This window comes from Pandoraea thiooxydans, assembly GCF_001931675.1.
GTDB lineage: Bacteria > Pseudomonadota > Gammaproteobacteria > Burkholderiales > Burkholderiaceae > Pandoraea > Pandoraea thiooxydans.
Genome location: NZ_CP014839.1, coordinates 795,601 through 815,129 on the forward strand (window position 1 = coordinate 795,601; position 19,529 = coordinate 815,129).

Below are 19,529 nucleotides of genomic sequence, written 5' to 3' on the forward strand. Positions count from 1 at the left end.
CGACTTTATCGTTGTTCCGCTCGGCATGCCGGAACGAGGATAAGCGCTTACCTGTTCTGCCGGGGGAAGGGCCCGCGCGTGACGCTGCCGTGCTGATTAGCGGACCCAGAAGCGCACGCCCGAGCGTCGACGGCTAGCCGGTGACCGCGCCTCGGTCGGCGGGCAGGGCCAGGGCGGCGAACTTGGCCAGCACGCCGCGCGTGTAGCGCGGTGCCGGCTGCCGCCAGGCGGCTTTGCGGCGCGCGAACTCGTCGTCGGAAATGTTCAATTGCAGCAGCAGCCTGTGTGCGTCGATGGTGATCGAGTCGCCCTCCTGCACCAGTGCGATGCCGCCTCCGACGAACGCCTCGGGTGCGACGTGCCCGACCACCATCCCCCAGGTCCCACCGGAGAAGCGGCCGTCGGTGATCAGGCCGACCGATTCGCCGAGCCCCTTGCCGATGATCGCCGAGGTCGGCGCGAGCATCTCCGGCATGCCAGGGCCGCCCTTGGGACCCAGGTAGCGCAGCACCATCACGTCCCCCGGTTTGATTTTGTCGGCGAGAATCGCCGCGAGCGCGCTTTGTTCGTCGTCGAATACGCGCGCCGGGCCGGTGATCACCGGATTCTTCAGGCCGGTGATTTTCGCCACGGCGCCGTCGGGGGCCAGATTACCCTTGAGGATCGCCAGATGGCCCTGGTCGTACAGCGCCTTTTCAATCGGGAAAATGACTTGCTGGTCGGCGCGCGGTGCGTGGGGCACGTCCGTCAGTTCCTCGGCGAGCGTGCGTCCGGTAATCGTCAGGCAATCGCCGTGCAGCAGGCCCGCATCGAGCAGAATCTTCAATACTTGCGGAATGCCGCCAGCCGCGTGCAGGTCGGTGGCGACGTACTGGCCCGACGGCTTGAGATTGCAGATGACCGGCACGCGCTGGCGCACACGCTCGAAGTCGTCGATGCTCCATTCGATTTCGGCGGCATGAGCGATGGCCAGGTAATGCAGTACCGCGTTGGTCGAACCGCCCGTGGCCATGATCAACGCCACGGCGTTTTCGATCGATTTGCGCGTGATGATGTCGCGCGGCTTGATGTCTTTCTTGACGGCCTCGATCAGCACACGCGCCGACTCGGCGGCCGAGTCGACTTTTTCCTGATCGGGGTTGGCCATGGTCGACGAGTACATCAGCGACATGCCCAGCGCCTCGAACGATGAACTCATGGTGTTGGCGGTGTACATGCCGCCGCACGAGCCGGTACTCGGGCAGGCATTGCGCTCGATGCCGTCGAAATCTTCCTGGCTCATGCGCCCGGCAGTGAACTCGCCGACCGCCTCGAACGCCGACACGATAGTCAGGTCCTTGCCCTTCCATTTGCCCGGCTTGATGGTGCCGCCATAAACGAAAATGCCCGGCACATTCATGCGCGCGAGCGAGATCATCGCACCCGGCATGTTCTTGTCGCACCCGCCGATGACCACCACCCCGTCCATCCATTGGCCCTGCACGGCGGTTTCGATACAGTCGGCGATCACCTCGCGCGAGACCAGCGAATACTTCATGCCCTCGGTGCCCATCGCCATGCCGTCGGAAATGGTCGGCGTGCCGAAAGTCTGCGGGTTGGCGCGGTTGGCCTTGATCGCCTCCACGGCCGCGTCGGCCAGACGCTGCAGTCCGGCGTTGCAGGGCGTGATGGTCGAATGACCGTTGGCCACGCCGATCATTGGATTGTCGAAGTCTTCCTTCTCGTAGCCGATCGCGTAGTACATCGAGCGATTCGGCGAACGCGCAACGCCTTGCGTGACGTTTTTCGAGCGGCGGTTGTAGGGCATGGACGTCTCCTGGGGAACGGGGGCCGGCGTCTTGCTGCGCCTGCCCGCTAGGGGCAATTGCAAAAGATTGAGCTTTCCTTTTGTTAATGTCAAATATATTATTTGACTCAAATTAGGTCGGAAAAAGTATTATGGATTTGCGTCAACTTCGTTATTTCGTGGCGGTGGCCGAGGAGCGTCATTTCGGCCGCGCCGCGCAGCGGCTGGCAATGACCCAGCCGCCGCTTTCCCAGCAAATACGCGCATTGGAAGACGACCTGGGGGCGCCGCTGTTCGTGCGTACCAAGCGCTCGGTGGAGTTGACGGCGGTCGGCCGCGAGCTGCTGCCGGAGGTGCGGCGCGTGCTGGCCGACGCCGATGGCCTGCGCGGCCTGGCGCAAGGCCTGGCGCATGGCGAGGTCGGCACGCTTTCGCTCGGCTTTGTGTCGAGCGCGGATTACGGTATCTTGCCGCCGTTGCTGCGGCGTTTTGGCGAACGGTTTCCGCGCGTGCGCCTGACGCTGACCGAGGCGACCAGCGACGTGCAGATCGAGCAGCTGATGGCCGGCCGGCTCGATGCCGGTTTGTTCATTCCGCCGGTGCCGCCGCGCTTCGCGCACGAACTGGCTTATCTGCCGATCGAGCGCGAGCCGCTGATGCTGGCGATGCCGGCCGACATGCCGGCGCGCTACCAGCCGGACGGCGGGGGGGACGAAAACTGCCCGGTCAGCCTGCGCGCGGTGATGCGCGAACCGCTGATCATTTTCCCGCGCCGGGTCGCGCCGGCGTTTTACGACATCATCATGGGCTGTTATAGTTCGTGCGGCCTGACGCCGCACATCGGCCAGGAAGCGATCCAGATGCAGACTATCGTCAGCCTGGTGTCGGCTGGCATGGGTGTGGCGCTGGTGCCGCGCTCGCTTTGCCACCTCAGGCGCACTGGGGTGGTCTACCGTCCCCTGCAGGAAGGCGGCGCGACCATCGAGACCGGCCTGCTTTGGCGCACGGCAGAAGTCACGCCGGTGTTGAGCGGTTTTTTGGAGACGGTGCGCGATCTGGCGCAACCATCCGCGCCGGAAGCGGTCCGTACCCGGGTACCCCGTCAGCCTGCCGCATGAGCGGGCGGTGGCCCCCTTTAATCAACTGACCCCCTAGAACCCATGCTGATTCATCCGAACATCGATCCAGTCGCCATTCACCTCGGGCCGCTGTCCATTCGCTGGTATGGCCTGATGTACCTGACCGGTTTCATTCTGTTTCTGTTGGTAGGCCGCATCCGCACGCGTCAGCCGCACATCGCCGCGCAAGGGTGGAAGGCCCAGGATCTCGACGACATGCTGTTTTATGGCGTATTGGGCGTGATTCTGGGGGGGCGGCTGGGTTATGTGCTGTTCTACAAGCCCGATTTCTACTTCGCCCATCCGCTGGAAATCTTCAAGGTCTGGGAAGGCGGCATGTCGTTCCATGGCGGTTTTCTCGGCGTGCTGGTGGCGATGTTCGTCTACACACGGCGGGTCGGACAGACGCTGATGCGCGGGACCGACCTGATCGCGCCGATGGTGCCGCTCGGACTCGGCGCCGGTCGCCTCGGCAATTTCATCAATGGCGAGTTGTGGGGCCGCGTGACCAGTCCCGATGCACCGTGGGCGATGATTTTCCCGGGAGCGGCCGGCGAGGATCGCGCCTGGCTGCTGGCACATCCGCAATTGGCCATCACACAGGGTTTGCAGGCGATCTACGAGAAGTATCACGGCCTGCCCAGGCACCCGTCCGAGCTCTATGAATTCGCGCTCGAGGGCGTGGCGCTGTTCGTGATCATGTGGCTCTTCTCGCGCAAGCCGCGCCCGGTCGGCGCGGTCTCGGCGATGTTCCTGATCGGTTACGGCGTGTTCCGCTTTCTGGTGGAATTCACGCGGCAACCCGACAATTTCCTCGGTTTGCTCGCCTTGGGCTTCTCGATGGGACAGTGGCTATCCTTGCCGATGATCGTGATCGGCTTGCTGATGCTTATTTACGTTTATCGCAAGCAGGCCACCAAGAAGTCCGTGGCGTGATCGCCAGCGCGGCGCCCGCCTCATGGCTGGGCGTCGCGCTGGCCCATCAGTTGTTCGACGATCCCGCGAATCTGCGCGGCCGCGGTGGCAATATGGTGCTCCAGTACTGCCGCTGCGCGCCCGACGTCACGTTGCTCGCATATTTCGATCATCTCCATGTGTTCCGCATGCGCTTGCGCGCGAATTGGCGCGTTGACTATCTGGAAGCGGAAATAGCGGTCAGTACGGTCATGCAGGCGCTTGAGCATGGCCAATGTCATTTCCCTCTGTGCCGGCCGGTAAAGCGTCTCATGCAGCGCCCAGTTCAGGCGTCCCCAGTCGGCTTCGTGGGCATTGTCCATTTGCGTGACCAGGGCGCGTGCGGCAGCCAGACTTTGCGCGTCGATTTTGCGCACCGCCTCCTCGAATAGCCACGGTTCCAACCGGCGGCGAATCTCAAAAGCCTCGTTCAACTCGTCCACCGACAACGCGCACACGAACGCACCGCGGTGCGGCAACACGTCGACCATCCCCTCGGCTTCGAGCAGCCGGATCGCCTCGCGCACTGGAATGCGGCTGACCCCCAATGCTTCGCCGATCGCCTCCTGGCGTAACGCCTCGCCCGGAGCGAGATGACCCGAAAGAATTTGCTGGCGCAGCGCGTCGACCACCTGCGCCGTGGTCGTCTGGCGTTGCAGCTTGGGCATGGCCGCCGGTGCCGCTCGCTTTGCTACTTTGGGCATAAGAATTTTTTCCAATTGACAGGGTTCGGTGAAGCCATTAATCTAAGTTTATCCATTATATTGGATCCAATGTAACATTCCTAGTCAAAATGCGCTCCAATCCTGTGCTGCTGCCGTTCCCGCGCGTGTTTGGCTGAATCTGTGATGACCGGTGCGGTAGGCCGGGCAGCGCAATGCCGCTGCATCAACTTCAAGGAGTCGCAATGGACCGTCGTAAGTTCGTAACTTTGGGTGGCGTGGCGCTTGCCGCCGGGCAGTGGGGAATGCCGGCTTGGGCCCAGCAGCAGGGAGTTTACCGGATCGGTTCGCTCAACCCGATCACCGGCTCCGGCTCACCATACGGCACCGGCATGCTCAAGGCAATCCAGTTTGGCGCCGCGGAGATCAACGACGATGGTGGCGCGGGCGGCATGAAGTTCGAAGTCTATGCCGAGGATTCGCAGACCAGTCCGCAGGCCGCCGTGCTTGGCGCCAAGAAGTTGATCGGCGTCGACAAGGTCAAGGCGATGCTGGGTGTGTGGAGCTCGGGAGAATCGCTCGCGGTGATTCCGATCACAAACGAAGCCAATATGATCCTGATGAACACCGCCGGCGCGCCTGCGCTGAGCGTGCCGCCGGCCAATGCCAAGCATCTCAGTTTCCGCTTTCAGGCAACCAACGAGCGCTTCGGCCGCGCCTTCGCGCAAATCGCCAAGCGCCAAGGCTTCAAGCGCCCGGCTACGATGGCATTCAATAACGCCTCCGGCATCGGCAACACCGAAGGCTTTCGCAAGGCATGGGAGGCGATGGGCGGCAAGGTGGTTGCCAATGTGGTCTATGAGCCCAACCAACCGACCTACCGTTCGGAAGTCGCGCAGATATTGCGTGCCAATCCCGACGTGATCGTTACTGGCTCCTATCTGGCAGACACGACGTTGTTGCTGCGGGCTTGGTACGAAACCGGGCAACCGGTGCACTGGATCATTCCGGGTTGGGCCGGCGGCCCCCCGCTGATCAAGGCGCTGGGCCCGAAGGTTACCGACGGCATCATCTCGGTCGAATCGATCAGCAATGAGGGGGCACCGACCTATAAAAGCTTTGTCGAGCGCTTTTTCAAGAAAACCGGGTTGCATGCGCAGGACAACGTGTACGCGACCATGGCCTACGACGAAGTGATCTTGCTGGGACTGGCCGTGCAGGCGGTGGGGCCGAACGCCAGCGGTGAGGCGTTGGCGGCGAAGATCCATGAGATTGGCAATTCGGGTGGCACTGAAATCAGCCGCTTCGCCGAAGGCAAGAAGCTGATCGCCGCAGGCAAACGGGTGAGCTACATCGGCGCGTCGAGCCGGTTGGATTTCGACAAGTACAACGACGTCACACCCGACTTCTCGGCATCGTTTGCCGAGCACGGGGAGTTCGTGCGCAAGTATATCGTCAAGATCTGACCCGGAGCGGCGCGCATGACTTTCGCGGACGTAGTCAACCTGGCGATCAACGGACTGGTCGCAGGGTTGCTGGTGGCGTTGCCGGCGCTGGCCGTGTCGCTGGTCTACGGGCTGGCACGCTTTCCCAATGCGGCAACCGGTGACGTTGCCACGGCCGGTGCCTTCGCCGGGCTGTTCGCCTACCAGGCGAGTGGTTCGCTGGCGATGGCCGGCATCGCCGGCGCAGCGGCCGGTGCGGCAGTGTCGGTGCTGGCGTATCAGTTGGCGTTCAAACCGGTAATTCGGCGCTCGGTGATCACCACGTTACTGACGTCGATTGGTGTCGGCTTCTTCATCCGCGCGGTGCTGGGTGTGGCGTTCGGACATACCCAGCGGACCTTTGACATGCCGCTGCAGCGTGCGGTGCGCTGGCATGGAGTCATGCTGAATCCGACCGATGCCTCGCTGGCTGCCGTGACGCTCGGGGTGCTGGCCGCCGTGTTCCTGCTGCTGTATGCCTCGCCGATGGGCCGCATGATGCGAGCGCTGGCCGACGATCCCGACCTGGCGCGTGTCTCGGGCATCCGCACCGAAAGCGCGATGTTGACCATGTGGGCGGTGACGGGCGCCGTGTGCGGCATCGCCGGCACCATGGTGGGCATGCGCACGGTGGTCTCACCCGACGTCGGCTGGGATACGCTGCTGCCGGCGTTTGCCGCGGCGGTGGTCGGCGGTCTGGGAAATCCGCTCGGCGCGGTGGTTGGCGCGGTGCTGCTCGGCGTGTTGCAGGAGCTTTCGACGCCGGTGGTCGGCTTCGTCTACAAGATCGCGCTGGCCTATGTGTTCATGTTGCTGGTGCTGTTGGTCCGTCCGCAGGGGTTATTCAACCGCGTTCAGGGGGTGCGCTGATGCTCGACTATGCATTGACCTTGAGCGTCGTGATGCTCATCTATGTGCTGCTCGCGCTGGCACTCAATTTGCAATATGGCTTCACGGGACTGATTAATTTCGGTATCGCGGGGTTCTTCGGTGTCGGTGCCTACACCTCGACGATCCTGACGATGAGGGCTGGTTGGCCGGCGTGGTTATCGTATCCGGCCGCCATGGTAGTGGCCGGGCTGATTGCGTGGCCGCTTGGCAAAGTCGCGCTGCGCTTGCGTGACGACTACCTGGCAATCGTCACGCTCGGCTTCGCCGAGATCATCCGGTTGGTGCTGGTCCAGGAGCAATGGCTGACCAACGGTGTGCAGGGCATCCCGGGCGTACCGCAGCTGTGGCCAAGCTGGAGCACCTGGCAGAGTCAGGTGTTTCTACTGGTCGTGCTGGCCGTGTCCAACATCGGCGTCGTGCTGTTCCTGCGCTATTTGACGCAAAGCCCCTACGGGCGGCTGATTCAGGCGATTCGGGACGACGAGGTCGCCGTCACTGCGCTGGGCAAGGATCCGGCTCGCCTGAAGACCCAGGTGCTGGTCACCGGTGGCGCAGTGGCGGGTCTGGCGGGCGCGTTCTTCGCATCGTACATGACGTACATCGTGCCGGACCAATTCGTGCCGGTGGTGACGTTTTATGTCTGGATGGCCGTGATCATGGGAGGCGTCGGGCGGCTTTCCGGCTCGGTTGCCGGCGCCGTATTGCTGGTAGCCTTTCTTGAGGGTTCGCGCTTCCTGCGCGGCGTGCTGCCGGGGATCTCCGCCGAAGCGATGGCCAGTGTGCAGATCGGCGCGGTGGGTCTGGTACTGATTCTGTTCATGCGCTGGCGTCCCGAGGGCCTGTTCGGACGGAGGGCGCGTTGATGCAACTTAGCACTCACGGTCTGGTGTTGCGCTATGGCGACTTCACCGTGCTGGACGACGTTTCGATGGAGGTCAGCGTCGCGGGCCTGCACGGCATGATCGGCCCCAACGGGGCCGGCAAGAGTACGCTGTTCGCGGTGCTCAGCGGGTTCATCCGTCCCAATGCCGGCCGGATCTCGTTCGCCGGCACCATGCTCGAACATCTGTCGCCCGTCGAGCGAGCGCGCACCGGTGTTGGCCGCACGTTTCAGGTGCCGCGCGAATTCAAGCATCTGTCCGTGCGCGAAAACCTCCAGGTCGCCGCACGGCACCAACCCGGCGAGAGCATGCTCAAGCTGCTGTTCGCGCCGAGCGCCGTGCGCATGGCCGAGCGGGCCATCGCCGAGCGTGTCGAGCGCACGCTCGAGTTTCTGAAGTTGACGAAGGTTGCCGACCAGCATGCCGGCGGTCTGTCGAGCGGGCAGAAGAAGTTGCTCGAACTGGGCCGCGTGCTGATGACCGAGCCGAAATTCATTTTGCTCGACGAACCCTATGCGGGCGTCAACCCGGTGCTGATCGACGAGATATCAACGCGCATTCGCGAACTCAACACGCAGGGCATCGGTTTTCTGATCATCGAGCACAACCTCGAGGCGCTCAATCGTTTGGTCGACGACCTATACGTGATGGATCGCGGCCGGTTGATTGCCCATGGCACGCCGCAGACCGTGCTCAATGAGCCCGCCGTGCGGGCGGCCTATATCGGAGGGGCGGCGTGAATCCAGTATTTGAAATTGCCGGCGTGGCGGGCGGCTATGACGAGGTCGATATTCTGAAAGGAGTGGATCTGCATGTGCTGCCAGGCGAAATCGTCACCATCGCCGGCACCAACGGCGCCGGCAAATCGACCATCATCAAGGCGGCCATGGGACTGTTGCCGCACGTGCGCGGCGCGGTGCGATTCGAGCAGCGCGACATCACGCATGCGCGTGTGCAGGCGCGGCTCGATGCCGGCATCGGCTATGTACCGCAGGTGGCCAACGTGTTCGCGAGCTTGAGCGTGCACGACAATTTGTTGGTAATGCAGGGCGTACGCGACGCGAAGCGGCGCGCCGAATCGATGTACGAAATGTTTCCAGCGCTGGCCCGTCACCGCAAGCGGCGTGCTGGCGCACTATCCGGCGGCGAGCGCCAGCAACTCGCCTTCGCGCGTGCGCTGATGCGCGCGCCGCGCATGATGTTGCTCGACGAGCCCACCGCGGCACTCTCGCCAGCGCTGGTCGACGAGATCTTCGCCTATGTGGTGAAGCTGCCGGCGGCCGGCACCGCCGTGTTGATGGTCGAGCAGCGTGCGCGCCAGTCGCTCGCCATCAGCCAGCGCGGCTACATCATCGATCAGGGGAGCGTAGCGATGCAGGGTGACGCCCAGGCGCTCTTGAACGACCCGGCAGCGGCCGACCTTTTCATCGGGCGCCACTGACATGCCGCGCCTGGTGATCGTTGGCGCCGGTTTGATCGGCTTGGCTAGCGCCCGCGCCGCACAGCGCGAGGGGTGGCAGGTGACGCTGATCGAACGTGACTTCGCGGGTTCGTGCGCGTCGCGCGGCAACGCAAGCGGTATCGCAGTGAGTGAATCGACGCCCGCGGCCGTGCCCGGCATGTGGTTCAAGGCGTGTCGCTGGCTGATGGATCCGCTTGGGCCGCTAAGCCTGCGGTGGTCGCATTTGCCGTCGTTGCTGCCATGGCTGCGTGCGTTCGCGCAAGCAGCGCGGCCGGAACGACTGCGCCATATCGCCAACGCGCTGGCGGCGCTCAATCAGCGCGTGTATGACGACTTGTTGCCGCTAACCGACGAGCTTGGGATTCGCGCCCGGCTCATTCAACGCGGCGCGCTAACAGTATATGAGAGCGAGGCCGCCTACACGGCCGACGCCGCCGAATGGGCGCTCAAGCGCGCGTTGGGCGTGCGCTGGCGGCCGGTTGAGAAAAACGAGCTGCGAGAGCTCGAGCCGGGGCTCGCGCCGGTATTCCAGCGCGCGGTGATGTTGGAAGACTGGGCGCACTTCGCCGACCCGGCCGAGCTCGTCGATGGGTTGCGCGCGCGCGTGGCGAGCGATGGCGCGCAATTGATCCAAGGCCAGGCCGAGAGGCTCGATCTGGGCGACCCTGCCAACCCCGCTTGCGTCTTACAGGACGGCACTCGACACGCGGGCAACCGTGTGCTGATTGCCGCTGGCGCTTGGTCGGGCGCGTTTGCTGCCCAGGCCGGCGATCGCGTGCTGCTTGAGAGCGAACGCGGCTACAACACGACATTGCCCCATGCGGCGAGCCGGCTGACTCGCGAGGTCATTTTCGCCGAGCGGAAATTCGTCGCCACGCCGCTGGCGATCGGCATGCGCATTGGCGGCGCGGCGGAGTTCGCCGGTCTCAGTGCGCCGCCGAACTATCGCCGCAGCATGGCGCTGCTGGCATTGGGCCGTCGCTTCATTACTGAACTCGACGAGCGCGATGCCGTGCCATGGATGGGACATCGGCCGGCCACGCCCGATTCGCTGCCGGTCATCGGTCCATCGGTGCATGCGCGTGGCGTGCTGTACGCGTTCGGCCACGGTCACCTTGGATTGACCCAGGCCGCGACCACTGGCGTGCTGGTCGGCGCATTGCTGGCGGGCCGCCGGCCCGCGATTGCGCTCGAACCGTATTCGATCCAACGTTTTCAGAGGTCTTGCTGAGATGGATTCTCACACATTCTTTTGCATCGACGGCCACACCTGTGGCAACCCGGTACGGGTCGTCGTCGGCGGCGCGCCGACACTGGCTGGCGCCACGATGCTGGAGCGGCGTGCGCATTTCGAGGCTGAGCACGATTGGGTGCGCAAGTCGCTAATGTTCGAGCCGCGCGGGCACGACGTGATGTCGGGTTCGATCTTGTATCCGGCGACGCGAGCCGACTGCGATCTGGGCATTCTGTTCATTGAAGTCAGCGGTTGCTTGCCGATGTGCGGACACGGCACGATCGGCACAGTTACGGCAGCCATCGAACATGGCCTGATCAGCCCTCGCGAGCCCGGCGTGGTGCGGCTCGACACACCGGCTGGCCCGGTCGAGGCGCATTACCGGATGGACGGCCGCCATGTCGCGTCGGTGCGATTGATCAACGTGCCTGCGTTCGTGCACAGCACAGGTTTGTCGGTGGTGCTGGATGGTTTGGGCGAGATACGCTTCGACGTCGCTTATGGCGGCAACTTCTATGCGATCGTCGAGCCGCAGCCGAACTATGCCGGGCTCGACACATTGCGTCCGGCCGACATTCAGCGGCTGAGTCCGCAACTGCGCCGACTGGCGAACGAAAAGTACGAGTTCCAGCACCCCGAGCATCCGGCCATTCGCGGCCTGTCGCACGTCATGTGGACCGGCGCGCCCACCACGCCGCAGGCGCAGGCACGCAATGCAGTGTTCTATGGCGATAAGGCGATCGACCGGTCGCCATGCGGCACCGGCACCTCGGCGCGCCTGGCACAACTGGTGGCGCGCGGCGATATCGGGTTGGGCATGCCTTTCGTGCATGAAAGCATTATCGGAACTTGCTTTACCGGGGTCGCCGAACGTGCCCAGGAGGTCGGCGGGCTACCGGGTGTCGTGCCGAGCATTGAAGGATGGGCCAGGGTGACGGGCTTGAACACGATCTTCGTCGATCGGCGCGATCCGCTGTGGCAGGGCTTTCTGCTGAACTGACCGGATCCAGACAGGAGAAAGATTTGTGGCGCACGCGACTACGCGGGCGAACGCCTCCGGTAACAACCAGTCGAGTCCATGTGGCTCAAGCGAGGAATGATGCTGATTCTTAAGAATGCCCGGGTATTGGATGTGAATCACCGTGACGACGATGGCCGTTACAGCGTGGTAATCGAGCAGGGAATAATCCGCGAAGTGCGCCAGGGCGACTACGCGGGCGGCACGCATGCGCACACGATCGACGTGGGCGGGCGCACGGTGATGCCGGGGATGGTCGATTGTCATGTTCATGTGGTGGCATCGGTGGCTAATCTGGGCAGTAACGCGCAATTGCCGAATGTATTCGCCACGCTGCGTGCGGTGCCGATTCTCGAAGCGATGCTGCGGCGCGGCTTCACCACCGTACGCGATGCCGGCGGCGCCGACTACGCGCTGGCGCGCGCTATCTCGGATGGTTTGATCAAAGGGCCGCGCCTGTTCATTTCCGGCAAAGCTCTTTCGCAAACTGGCGGACACGGCGACTTCCGCGATCGCTTCAATGATCGAGACCCAGACCCTTGCGCGTGCAACCGTAATGCGGGCGCGATTGCGCGAGTGGTGGACGGTGTCGACAATGTGCGCCGCGCGGTGCGCGAGGAAATGCGTGCCGGGGCCAATCAGATCAAGATCATGGCCTCAGGCGGTGTCGCCTCGCCAACCGACCCGATCGCCAACTTGCAGTATTCGGTCGATGAAGTGCGTGCCATCGTCGAAGAGGCGGCTTCCCATCAAACCTACGTGATGGGCCATGCCTACACTCCGCAGGCGATCAAGCGCGTGGTCGAGTTGGGGGTGCGCACCATCGAGCACGGCAACCTGATCGACGACGACGCGGCGCAATCGATGGCGCGCTGCGGCGCATACGCCGTGCCGACGCTGGTGACCTACGACGCCCTGCACAAGGTCGGCGCGCAATATGGCATCGGCCCCGGGTCCGTGGCGAAGATTGACGACGTGAGGCTGCAGGGCATGAATTCGCTCGACGTCTTCAGACGCAACGGCGTCAAGATGGGCATTGGTTCCGATTTGCTGGGAGAGATGCACCGCTTTCAGAGCGACGAACTGCTGCTGCGTGCGCAGGTGCTCGATCCGTTCGAAGTGATCTGCCAGGCCACCGCGATCGGGGCCGAGATCGTCAAGATGCCGGGCAAGCTGGGTGTAGTTGCTGAAGGCGCCCATGCCGATCTGCTGGTGGTTGACGGTGACCCGCTGGCAGATCTGTCGGTGCTGACCGGACAAGGTGAGCGCATTGATTACGTTATCAAGGATGGCGAGATTGTTTTCGGCGAGTGAGCTGCATGTTTTTAATCGGTGGCGTCAAGCTGCCCAGGAGCGCATATGAAAATCGACTGGCAAGGTGTATTTCCCGCAATTACGACGAAACTGAAGGTGGATGAAACGCTCGATCCGGAGGCGATCCGCACAGGGTTGGAACGCTTGATCGCCAGCGGCGTCGGCGGGGTGGTCATGATGGGCATGGTGGGCGAGAACGCATCGCTGACACCGGATGAGAAGCGCACCGTCTTGCGTATCGCGGTGCAGACGGTCGCTGGTCGCGTGCCGGTGGTTGCGGGCGTCGCCGAGACCAATACCGCAAACGCAATGTTGTTCGCGCGAGATGCTGAACAGATTGGGGTGAGCGGTCTGATGCTGTTTCCTGCACTGACGTATAAATCAGACGCGCGCGAGACGGTCGCGTTCTACCGCAGCGTGGCCAGGGCATCAGGGCTGCCGATCATGATGTACAACAATCCCCGTGGCTATGGAGTCGACCTGACGCCGGCGCTGCTGGCCGAGTTGGCTGAGGAGCCGACGCTGGTCTGCATCAAGGAAGAGACTTATGACACGACCCGGGTGACCGACATCTACGGCCGTTTCGGCGATCGCTTTACGGTGTTCTGCGGCGTCGACGACCTGGTGCTCGAGAGCATCGCGCTGGGCGTCAGTGGCTGGGTCTCGGGCATGGCCAACGCATTGCCTGTGGAATCGGTGAAGCTGTTCGACCTGGCCAAGCAGGGCGATTTTCCGGCGGCGCGTGAGCTATACCGGGCGCTGATCGATCTGTATCATCTGGATACCCACGTCAAGCTGGTGCAGTACATCAAGCTCGCCGAGCACGTAACGGCGGGCTTCGCCGAGACGGTTCGGGCGCCTCGCCTGCCGCTGATCGGGGAGGAGCGTGAGCGCACTCTGGCGATCATCAACAAGACGATTCAAACGCTGCAGACATTGTCACTGTAACGAGCACGAACGCCATGCAAATGCTCCGCGAAGACGCCCCTGAGGATGCCGGGCGATGAACGACGCTCCCGCGCTGAGCGAGCGCGATCGCGAGATGCTGGCTGGCACCCACGGCCCAGCTCTGGCGCTGGCGATGCGGATTCTCGTGCGCGCGGCACGCGTGATGCAAGCGCCATATCTGATCGATATCGTGGGGGCGCACATCGATGGCTGCCTGTACCATGGGGCGGCAAGCCTGGATTTCGTCGAGCGCTTGGTCGACGGCGGCGCACGCGTAGCCGTGCCGACCACGCTCAACGTCGGCTCGCTCGACTTGATCCACCCCGAGTTGTATCGTGGCGACCCGGCGACCGGCGAGGCCGCGCGGCAACTGATGCGGGCCCATCTGGCGCTAGGCTGCGAGGCGACCTTCACCTGCGCGCCATACCAGCGTGCGCAGCGGCCTGCGTTCGGCGCACACATTGCCTGGGCCGAGTCGAACGCGATCGTGTTCGCCAACTCGGTGCTGGGCGCGCGCACCAACCGCTATGGCGACTTTATTGACCTATGCGCCGCGATCACCGGGCGGGCACCCTATGCCGGACTGCATGTCGACGCGCAGCGTGTGGGGCAGACGGTGTTTGAGGCGCCAGCGTGTCGTGGCAATGCCGACCGACGCGATATTTTCTTTGCGACGCTTGGACTGTACGTCGGAGCACGCACCGGCGCGCGCGTGCCGGTGATCGTCGGTCTGCCCGCCGATACCAGCGAAGACGAACTCAAGGCGCTCGGCGCCGCGGCAGCGTCCTCCGGAGCCGTGGCGTTGTTCCACGCGGTCGGACTGACCCCCGAGGCGCCCACTTTGGAGGCCGCGCTGGGCGGCGCGCCGGCATCCGACGTGCACCGTATCGAAGCGGCGGCGCTCGAGGTCGAGCGCCGCCGCCTGAATGGCGCGCAGCCGGGCGAGCCGCTTGCGGCGGTGTGTTTAGGCACACCGCATTTCTCGCTGAGCGAATTCGCGCAACTCGAGCATTTGCTGGCGGCGCAATCCGGGCGGCCGAAAGCCGACATCTATGTCAATACCAGCCGCTTCATCCTTTGGGAGCTCGAGCAAGCCGGACGCACCGCGTGCTTGCAGGCCATGGGGGTACAAATCGTTGTCGACACCTGCACCTACCTGACGCCGGTGATGCGGCAGGCCACTGGCCTGATGATGACCAACTCGGCGAAGTGGGCGTACTACGCGCCGGGCAATATCGGCGTGCGGGTCGCGTTCGGCAGTATGGCCGAGTGCATTCGGTCGGCGTATGCGGGCAAGGTGGTGGGCGATGCTTGAGGCGACTGCCCATTGCCACCCGGCCACGACTGTGGTCGCCGGTCACGCCAGCGGCCTCATTGTGGCGCTGGGGGCTCCGTTGAGCTTTTGGGGCGGTTTCGATGCAACCAGCGGCGTGATCGTTGAAACGAAGCATCCGCAAGCCGGCTTCTCGCTGACCGGCAAGGTCGTGCTGTTGCCGGCCACAAAGGGGTCGAGTTCGAGCAGCAGCGTGCTGGCCGAGGCAATTCGCAATGGCACTGCCCCGGCCGGCATCGTAATGCTGAGCCCCGATCTGATCGTTGCGCTCGGCGCCATCGTCGCGAGCGAACTGTATGGCACCGTCTGCCCGCTCGTGACGGTAAGTCCGCCCGTATTCGACGCGCTGGCCGGCGCCGCCGGCCGTATCTTCATCTGCGCGCGACCGAATGGGGTGGCGACGCTCGAGTCCGCTCCTGGCGAAGCCGGCGACCCCAGCGGGTCGACATCGGGCGATCCGGCAGGCTAATCGCCTGCCAGACCCAGTGTCATGCGCGTCTGAAAGCGCGAAGACTGGCCAGCGTTTTTGCCCAACAACGTCAATCGTTGGCTTGCCAGCCCTGGGCTATTGACACCCTCGATCGTTGGACGATAATTCGGCAAACCATGCTGATAGAGGAGACTATGGAACCCACCACGGCGGGCGGCTGTGTGACGATCGATCGAGTTGCCGCCCATGCTGGCGAGGGCGTTGCCACGATCGTGTTGAGCCATCCAGGCAAGCTCAACGCGCTGTCGGTCAGAATGTGGCGTGAGTTGCATGCGTGCGTCTCCCAACTGGCGGCCGACGATGAGGTGCGCGCGATCGTCGTGCGTGGCGCGGACGGCCATTTCGCGGCGGGCGCCGATATCGAGGAGTTTCCTGTCGAGCGGGGCACCGAAGCCGCACTGCGGCATTACCACAATGACATTATCGCCCCGGCACTCGATGCGCTGGCGGGCTGCCGTCACCCGACCGTGGCCCTGATCGAAGGGGTATGCGTGGGCGGCGGGCTGGAGATCGCCGCGCATTGCGATTTGCGAATTGCCGGCGAAGCCAGCCGGTTCGGCATTCCAATCAATCAATTGGGCTTTTCGATGGCGCCCGGCGAGTTGCGCGGCGTGCTTGGCCTGGTGGGGCGTGCGGTTGCCCTGGAGTTGCTGCTGGAGGGGCGGATTTTCGGTGCGCATGAGGCCAGGGAAAAGGGCCTGCTGACACGCGTCACGCACGAGCGCGACGCCGCCGCCGAGGCTTACGCCGCAGCTCGGCGCATCGCGGCGGGTGCACCGCTGGCGGCCCGCATCAATAAAATGCTGATCCGGCGCATGACGCCGCAAGCGGAGCCGTTGACTGAAAGTGAATGGGTCGCCGCATTTGCCTATTGGGATTCGCATGACCATCGCGAGGGGGTGGCCGCTTTTCTAGAAAAGCGCGTGCCGAACTTTCGCGGGCACTGATGCCGACCGCGGAGCGACTGCCCTGCCAGGATTTTTCACTTGTTGAATACATGATGACGACGCCAAACGCCAATCTTTACGCGCTGCTGAGCAGCCGTTTTCCGGCCGATCGCAGCGCTTGCTGCATTGAAACCCAGGACGGGCTTTACTACAGTTGGGACGATCTCGAACGTGCCACCGCGCGAATCGCCAATTTGCTGCTCAGCCTTGATCTGCCTGCAGGTTCGAGAGTGGCAGTGCAAGTGGAGAAGTCACCCGAGGCGTTATTCCTTTACCTGGCGACACTGCGCGCCGGGCTGGTGTATTTGCCCCTGAATACGGCATACCGTGCCGCGGAGATCGAATATTTCGTCGGTAATGCGGAACCTGCGGTCGTGGTGTGCACCGCGCAGAATTTCGGCTGGGTTTCGAAGATCGCTTTCAAGAGCGGCGCTCACAGCGTATTCACGCTCAACGACGATCGCAGCGGTACGTTACTGGAGCGTGCCGCCGCGCACAGCGATGCCTGCGAGATCGTGCCGCGCGCCGCCGACGAGCTGGCAGCGATCCTGTATACGTCCGGGACCACCGGGCGCAGCAAGGGGGCGATGCTCTCGCATGGCAACCTGGCGTCCAACGCGCAAGTGCTGCATGACTATTGGGGCTGGAGCAGGCGCCCGCCAGGCAGCGACGTGCTATTGCACGCGTTGCCGATTTTCCATGTGCATGGCTTGTTTGTCGCCAGTCATGGCGCGCTGCTGTCGGGCAGCAAAATGATCTGGCTGTCGAAGTTCGATGCGCGCGAGGTGATCCGGCAGCTGCCGCGGGCCACGGTCTTCATGGGCGTGCCGACTTACTATGTGCGCCTGTTGGCCGAGGACGGCTTCACGCGGGAGACGTGCCGGGCGATGCGGCTGTTCATTTCCGGCTCGGCGCCTTTGTTGAAGGAGACCTTCGAGTCGTTTCAGCAACGCACCGGGCATACGATTCTGGAGCGCTACGGCATGTCGGAGACGGTCATGCTGACGTCGAATCCGTATGATGGCGACGCCGGTTCGGTGCGGCGCGGCGGCACCGTCGGGTTGCCGCTGCCGGGCGTGACGCTGCGCGTTGTCGACGATGCGGGCCGCCTATGCGGGCCGGACGAGATCGGCCACTTGCAGGTCAAGGGTCCGAACGTGTTCGCAGGCTACTGGCGTATGCCGGAAAAGACCCGCGAGGAATTCACCGGCGACGGATTTTTCAAGACCGGCGACGTTGGCAAGGTCGACCGCGGCGGTTACGTGAGCATCGTCGGGCGCTCCAAGGATCTGATCATCTCGGGCGGTTTCAACGTGTATCCGAAGGAAATCGAAGGGGTGATCGACGAGCTGCCGGGTGTGTCGGAATCCGCGGTGGTCGGTGTGCCGCATCCCGATTTCGGCGAAGCCGTGGTTGCGGTGGTGGTGCCTCGGGACGGCGCTTCGCTCGACGCGGGCAGCGTGATCAGTACGCTCAAGGGGCGCATCGCCAATTTCAAGGTGCCCAAGCAGGTGCATTTCGTCGCGGAGCTGCCGCGCAATACGATGGGCAAGGTGCAGAAGAACGTGTTGCGCGAGCGCTTTTCGGCCGCACCTGCCTGATACCGGCGCCGTCACCCGTGCCATCGCATGGAAGACGGCGCCCGCCGCCGCTCAGTGCACCATCTGTACCGAGCCTGAGACATTCACCGTCACTTGCGCCTTGCCGCCTTCGAGCGGCACGCTGGGCGCGGCTGCCTTGTCAGCGGCCATTGCATTCATCATGAACGGATGCGGCACGATCGGCGTGCTATAGCCGACACGCACTTCACGAATCGTATAGCCCGAATAGCCGAAGGCGCGGCTGTTGGCCTGAGCCTGTTCCTTGAATGCGGAGATCGCCTGAGCGGTCAGCTTGCTTTCGGCGGCTCGCTGTGCCTCGCGCGACAGCGAGAACGACACGCTCCCCACCTGCATTGCGTCGCTCAGTTGTCCGGCCAGCCGTGAGGCGGCGGCGAAGTCGCGCGACTTGAGCAACAGTTCGGTGCGCCCGCGCCACGACGAAATCCGTCCGTTGCGGTCGCTGGTCGGGTCGAGAGAAACATTGCCGGTCTGCACACTGACGTCGGTCTGCGCCTTGGTTCGCTTGAGCGCCTGGGTCGCCTTCTGGTTCAGCGCGGCTGACACGGCGGCCGGGTCGCTGCCTTGCTGCTCGGCAAACAGGGTGATTTGCACGGTGTCCTGCGGCACTTCGGTGTTGGCTTGCGCGTCCAGCGAGAGCACGCCCGAGGGGGCCGCGTCGGCAGCCCTGGCTTGTGCCGACAGGCTGCCGAGAGCCAGCAGGAGGGCGGCGGCGGTTGCGTATCGTTTCATGTTTTGACTCCTGGGGATGGGACTAGCGGCAAAGACGGTGGCGCGCGCGCTGCCGGCCGCGATCGAGCCGGTGCAGCAAACGGCCGGCCTGCCTTAGGAGGGCGGCCGTGCGCATAAGTTCTGCTCGACCATGATCGAGATCAAGCCGGCAGCAGGCGGGTCGTGATGAACTCCCAGTGTTCAGGTGCGACGGGAGTAACCGACAGACGGTTACCTTTGGCAAGTATTTGTAACGACGCTAATTCAGGAATGTCACGCAATTCGCTCAGCGGCAGCAGGGGAGTCTTGCGCACCAGCTTGACGTCGACGAGCACCCAGCGCGGCGCTTCCCGGGAGGCTTTCGGATCGTGGTAAGGACTGGCCGGGTCGAATTGCGTCGGATCCGGATAAGGCGTCGAGGCCACTTCCGCGATGCCGGCAATGCCGGGTACCGCGCAGCTGGAATGGTAGAACAGCACGCCGTCGCCGATTTGCATGCCGTCGCGCATGAAATTGCGCGCCTGATAGTTGCGTACGCCGGTCCAGGCCAGCGTCTGACGGGGGGCGTTGGCCAGATCGTCGATGCTGGCTTCTTCGGGTTCGGATTTCATCAGCCAATATTTCATGCGTCAGGACTCCTTGGCGTGTCGCATACCACATTGTAGGGGAGTGAGGGC

At 63.7% G+C, this 19,529-nt stretch carries 19 protein-coding genes; 15 read left to right on the top strand and 4 right to left on the bottom strand.

Translation table 11 applies throughout. The annotated features are described in order from the left end of the window. Window positions 1-133 precede the first annotated feature (133 nt). Window positions 134-1,807, bottom strand: coding sequence for a dihydroxy-acid dehydratase (gene ilvD, locus PATSB16_RS03610; RefSeq protein WP_047212675.1), 1,674 nt, complete (start codon window positions 1,805-1,807; stop codon window positions 134-136). 131 nt (window positions 1,808-1,938) lie between these two features. On the opposite strand from ilvD, the gene PATSB16_RS03615 reads away from it, so the two are divergent. Then, window positions 1,939-2,904: a LysR substrate-binding domain-containing protein gene (locus PATSB16_RS03615; RefSeq protein WP_047212676.1), complete on the top strand. Its 966-nt coding sequence runs from the start codon at window positions 1,939-1,941 to the stop codon at window positions 2,902-2,904. 42 nt (window positions 2,905-2,946) lie between these two features. Then, the gene (gene lgt, locus PATSB16_RS03620; RefSeq protein WP_047212677.1) at window positions 2,947-3,840 is read left to right on the top strand and encodes a prolipoprotein diacylglyceryl transferase; all 894 of its coding nucleotides are present in this window, start codon (window positions 2,947-2,949) and stop codon (window positions 3,838-3,840) included. A gap of 20 nt (window positions 3,841-3,860) precedes the next feature. Here the strand turns inward: lgt and PATSB16_RS03625 are convergent, their stop codons facing one another. Next, window positions 3,861-4,562: a GntR family transcriptional regulator gene (locus PATSB16_RS03625; protein ID WP_047212678.1), complete on the bottom strand. Its 702-nt coding sequence runs from the start codon at window positions 4,560-4,562 to the stop codon at window positions 3,861-3,863. A gap of 203 nt (window positions 4,563-4,765) precedes the next feature. Between PATSB16_RS03625 and PATSB16_RS03630 the strand changes: the two genes are divergently transcribed. From PATSB16_RS03630 to PATSB16_RS03690, 13 genes are all read left to right on the top strand, one after another. Beyond that, window positions 4,766-5,986: an ABC transporter substrate-binding protein gene (locus PATSB16_RS03630; protein ID WP_047212679.1), complete on the top strand. Its 1,221-nt coding sequence runs from the start codon at window positions 4,766-4,768 to the stop codon at window positions 5,984-5,986. A 15-nt stretch (window positions 5,987-6,001) separates the two neighbouring features. Further along, a complete protein-coding gene (locus PATSB16_RS03635) occupies window positions 6,002-6,874 on the top strand; it encodes a branched-chain amino acid ABC transporter permease (protein WP_047212680.1) in 873 nt (290 codons plus the stop codon). Then, a complete protein-coding gene (locus PATSB16_RS03640; RefSeq protein WP_047212681.1) occupies window positions 6,874-7,758 on the top strand; it encodes a branched-chain amino acid ABC transporter permease in 885 nt (294 codons plus the stop codon). Before PATSB16_RS03635 ends, PATSB16_RS03640 begins: the two co-directional genes overlap by 1 nt. After that, the gene (locus PATSB16_RS03645) at window positions 7,758-8,516 is read left to right on the top strand and encodes an ABC transporter ATP-binding protein (RefSeq protein WP_047212682.1); all 759 of its coding nucleotides are present in this window, start codon (window positions 7,758-7,760) and stop codon (window positions 8,514-8,516) included. Before PATSB16_RS03640 ends, PATSB16_RS03645 begins: the two co-directional genes overlap by 1 nt. Further along, window positions 8,513-9,217, top strand: coding sequence for an ABC transporter ATP-binding protein (locus PATSB16_RS03650; protein ID WP_047212683.1), 705 nt, complete (start codon window positions 8,513-8,515; stop codon window positions 9,215-9,217). The genes PATSB16_RS03645 and PATSB16_RS03650 overlap by 4 nt, the downstream gene beginning before the upstream one ends. A gap of 1 nt (window position 9,218) precedes the next feature. Then, the gene (locus PATSB16_RS03655; RefSeq protein ID WP_047212684.1) at window positions 9,219-10,469 is read left to right on the top strand and encodes an NAD(P)/FAD-dependent oxidoreductase; all 1,251 of its coding nucleotides are present in this window, start codon (window positions 9,219-9,221) and stop codon (window positions 10,467-10,469) included. 1 nt (window position 10,470) lies between these two features. Continuing rightward, window positions 10,471-11,472 carry a 4-hydroxyproline epimerase gene (locus tag PATSB16_RS03660; protein ID WP_047212685.1) on the top strand — a complete coding sequence of 334 codons (1,002 nt, stop codon included), beginning with the start codon at window positions 10,471-10,473 and terminating at the stop codon, window positions 11,470-11,472. Between the two features lie 99 nt (window positions 11,473-11,571). Then, on the top strand, window positions 11,572-12,804 hold the full coding sequence (locus tag PATSB16_RS03665; RefSeq protein WP_047212686.1) for a metal-dependent hydrolase family protein: 1,233 nt from the start codon (window positions 11,572-11,574) through the stop codon (window positions 12,802-12,804). 45 nt (window positions 12,805-12,849) lie between these two features. After that, window positions 12,850-13,752, top strand: coding sequence for a dihydrodipicolinate synthase family protein (locus tag PATSB16_RS03670; RefSeq protein ID WP_047212687.1), 903 nt, complete (start codon window positions 12,850-12,852; stop codon window positions 13,750-13,752). Between the two features lie 55 nt (window positions 13,753-13,807). After that, window positions 13,808-15,067 carry an aconitase X gene (locus tag PATSB16_RS03675; protein ID WP_047212688.1) on the top strand — a complete coding sequence of 420 codons (1,260 nt, stop codon included), beginning with the start codon at window positions 13,808-13,810 and terminating at the stop codon, window positions 15,065-15,067. Beyond that, window positions 15,060-15,554, top strand: coding sequence for an aconitase X swivel domain-containing protein (locus PATSB16_RS03680; protein WP_047212689.1), 495 nt, complete (start codon window positions 15,060-15,062; stop codon window positions 15,552-15,554). Before PATSB16_RS03675 ends, PATSB16_RS03680 begins: the two co-directional genes overlap by 8 nt. A gap of 155 nt (window positions 15,555-15,709) precedes the next feature. Continuing rightward, a complete protein-coding gene (locus PATSB16_RS03685; RefSeq protein ID WP_083566654.1) occupies window positions 15,710-16,522 on the top strand; it encodes an enoyl-CoA hydratase/isomerase family protein in 813 nt (270 codons plus the stop codon). A gap of 50 nt (window positions 16,523-16,572) precedes the next feature. Further along, window positions 16,573-18,123: a malonate--CoA ligase gene (locus tag PATSB16_RS03690; RefSeq protein WP_237170290.1), complete on the top strand. Its 1,551-nt coding sequence runs from the start codon at window positions 16,573-16,575 to the stop codon at window positions 18,121-18,123. Between the two features lie 51 nt (window positions 18,124-18,174). On the opposite strand, the gene PATSB16_RS03695 is transcribed toward PATSB16_RS03690, so the two are convergent. Together PATSB16_RS03695 and PATSB16_RS03700 are read right to left on the bottom strand one after the other, a co-directional pair. Then, complete coding sequence (locus PATSB16_RS03695) at window positions 18,175-18,873, bottom strand: SIMPL domain-containing protein (RefSeq protein ID WP_047212691.1); 699 nt, start codon at window positions 18,871-18,873, stop codon at window positions 18,175-18,177. Between the two features lie 140 nt (window positions 18,874-19,013). Then, window positions 19,014-19,478: an EVE domain-containing protein gene (locus PATSB16_RS03700; RefSeq protein WP_047212692.1), complete on the bottom strand. Its 465-nt coding sequence runs from the start codon at window positions 19,476-19,478 to the stop codon at window positions 19,014-19,016. Window positions 19,479-19,529 lie beyond the last annotated feature (51 nt).

Excerpts from the sequence above, each read along its gene's own strand:
- ilvD (WP_047212675.1), bottom strand. The coding sequence starts at position 1,807 with ATGCCCTACAACCGCCGCTCGAAAAACGTCACGCAAGGCGTTGCGCGT.
- PATSB16_RS03615 (WP_047212676.1), top strand. The coding sequence starts at position 1,939 with ATGGATTTGCGTCAACTTCGTTATTTCGTGGCGGTGGCCGAGGAGCGT.
- lgt (WP_047212677.1), top strand. The coding sequence starts at position 2,947 with ATGCTGATTCATCCGAACATCGATCCAGTCGCCATTCACCTCGGGCCG.
- PATSB16_RS03625 (WP_047212678.1), bottom strand. The coding sequence starts at position 4,562 with ATGCCCAAAGTAGCAAAGCGAGCGGCACCGGCGGCCATGCCCAAGCTG.
- PATSB16_RS03630 (WP_047212679.1), top strand. The coding sequence starts at position 4,766 with ATGGACCGTCGTAAGTTCGTAACTTTGGGTGGCGTGGCGCTTGCCGCC.
- PATSB16_RS03635 (WP_047212680.1), top strand. The coding sequence starts at position 6,002 with ATGACTTTCGCGGACGTAGTCAACCTGGCGATCAACGGACTGGTCGCA.
- PATSB16_RS03640 (WP_047212681.1), top strand. The coding sequence starts at position 6,874 with ATGCTCGACTATGCATTGACCTTGAGCGTCGTGATGCTCATCTATGTG.
- PATSB16_RS03645 (WP_047212682.1), top strand. The coding sequence starts at position 7,758 with ATGCAACTTAGCACTCACGGTCTGGTGTTGCGCTATGGCGACTTCACC.
- PATSB16_RS03655 (WP_047212684.1), top strand. The coding sequence starts at position 9,219 with ATGCCGCGCCTGGTGATCGTTGGCGCCGGTTTGATCGGCTTGGCTAGC.
- PATSB16_RS03660 (WP_047212685.1), top strand. The coding sequence starts at position 10,471 with ATGGATTCTCACACATTCTTTTGCATCGACGGCCACACCTGTGGCAAC.
- PATSB16_RS03665 (WP_047212686.1), top strand. The coding sequence starts at position 11,572 with ATGCTGATTCTTAAGAATGCCCGGGTATTGGATGTGAATCACCGTGAC.
- PATSB16_RS03670 (WP_047212687.1), top strand. The coding sequence starts at position 12,850 with ATGAAAATCGACTGGCAAGGTGTATTTCCCGCAATTACGACGAAACTG.
- PATSB16_RS03675 (WP_047212688.1), top strand. The coding sequence starts at position 13,808 with ATGAACGACGCTCCCGCGCTGAGCGAGCGCGATCGCGAGATGCTGGCT.
- PATSB16_RS03680 (WP_047212689.1), top strand. The coding sequence starts at position 15,060 with ATGCTTGAGGCGACTGCCCATTGCCACCCGGCCACGACTGTGGTCGCC.
- PATSB16_RS03685 (WP_083566654.1), top strand. The coding sequence starts at position 15,710 with ATGGAACCCACCACGGCGGGCGGCTGTGTGACGATCGATCGAGTTGCC.
- PATSB16_RS03690 (WP_237170290.1), top strand. The coding sequence starts at position 16,573 with ATGATGACGACGCCAAACGCCAATCTTTACGCGCTGCTGAGCAGCCGT.
- PATSB16_RS03695 (WP_047212691.1), bottom strand. The coding sequence starts at position 18,873 with ATGAAACGATACGCAACCGCCGCCGCCCTCCTGCTGGCTCTCGGCAGC.
- PATSB16_RS03700 (WP_047212692.1), bottom strand. The coding sequence starts at position 19,478 with ATGAAATATTGGCTGATGAAATCCGAACCCGAAGAAGCCAGCATCGAC.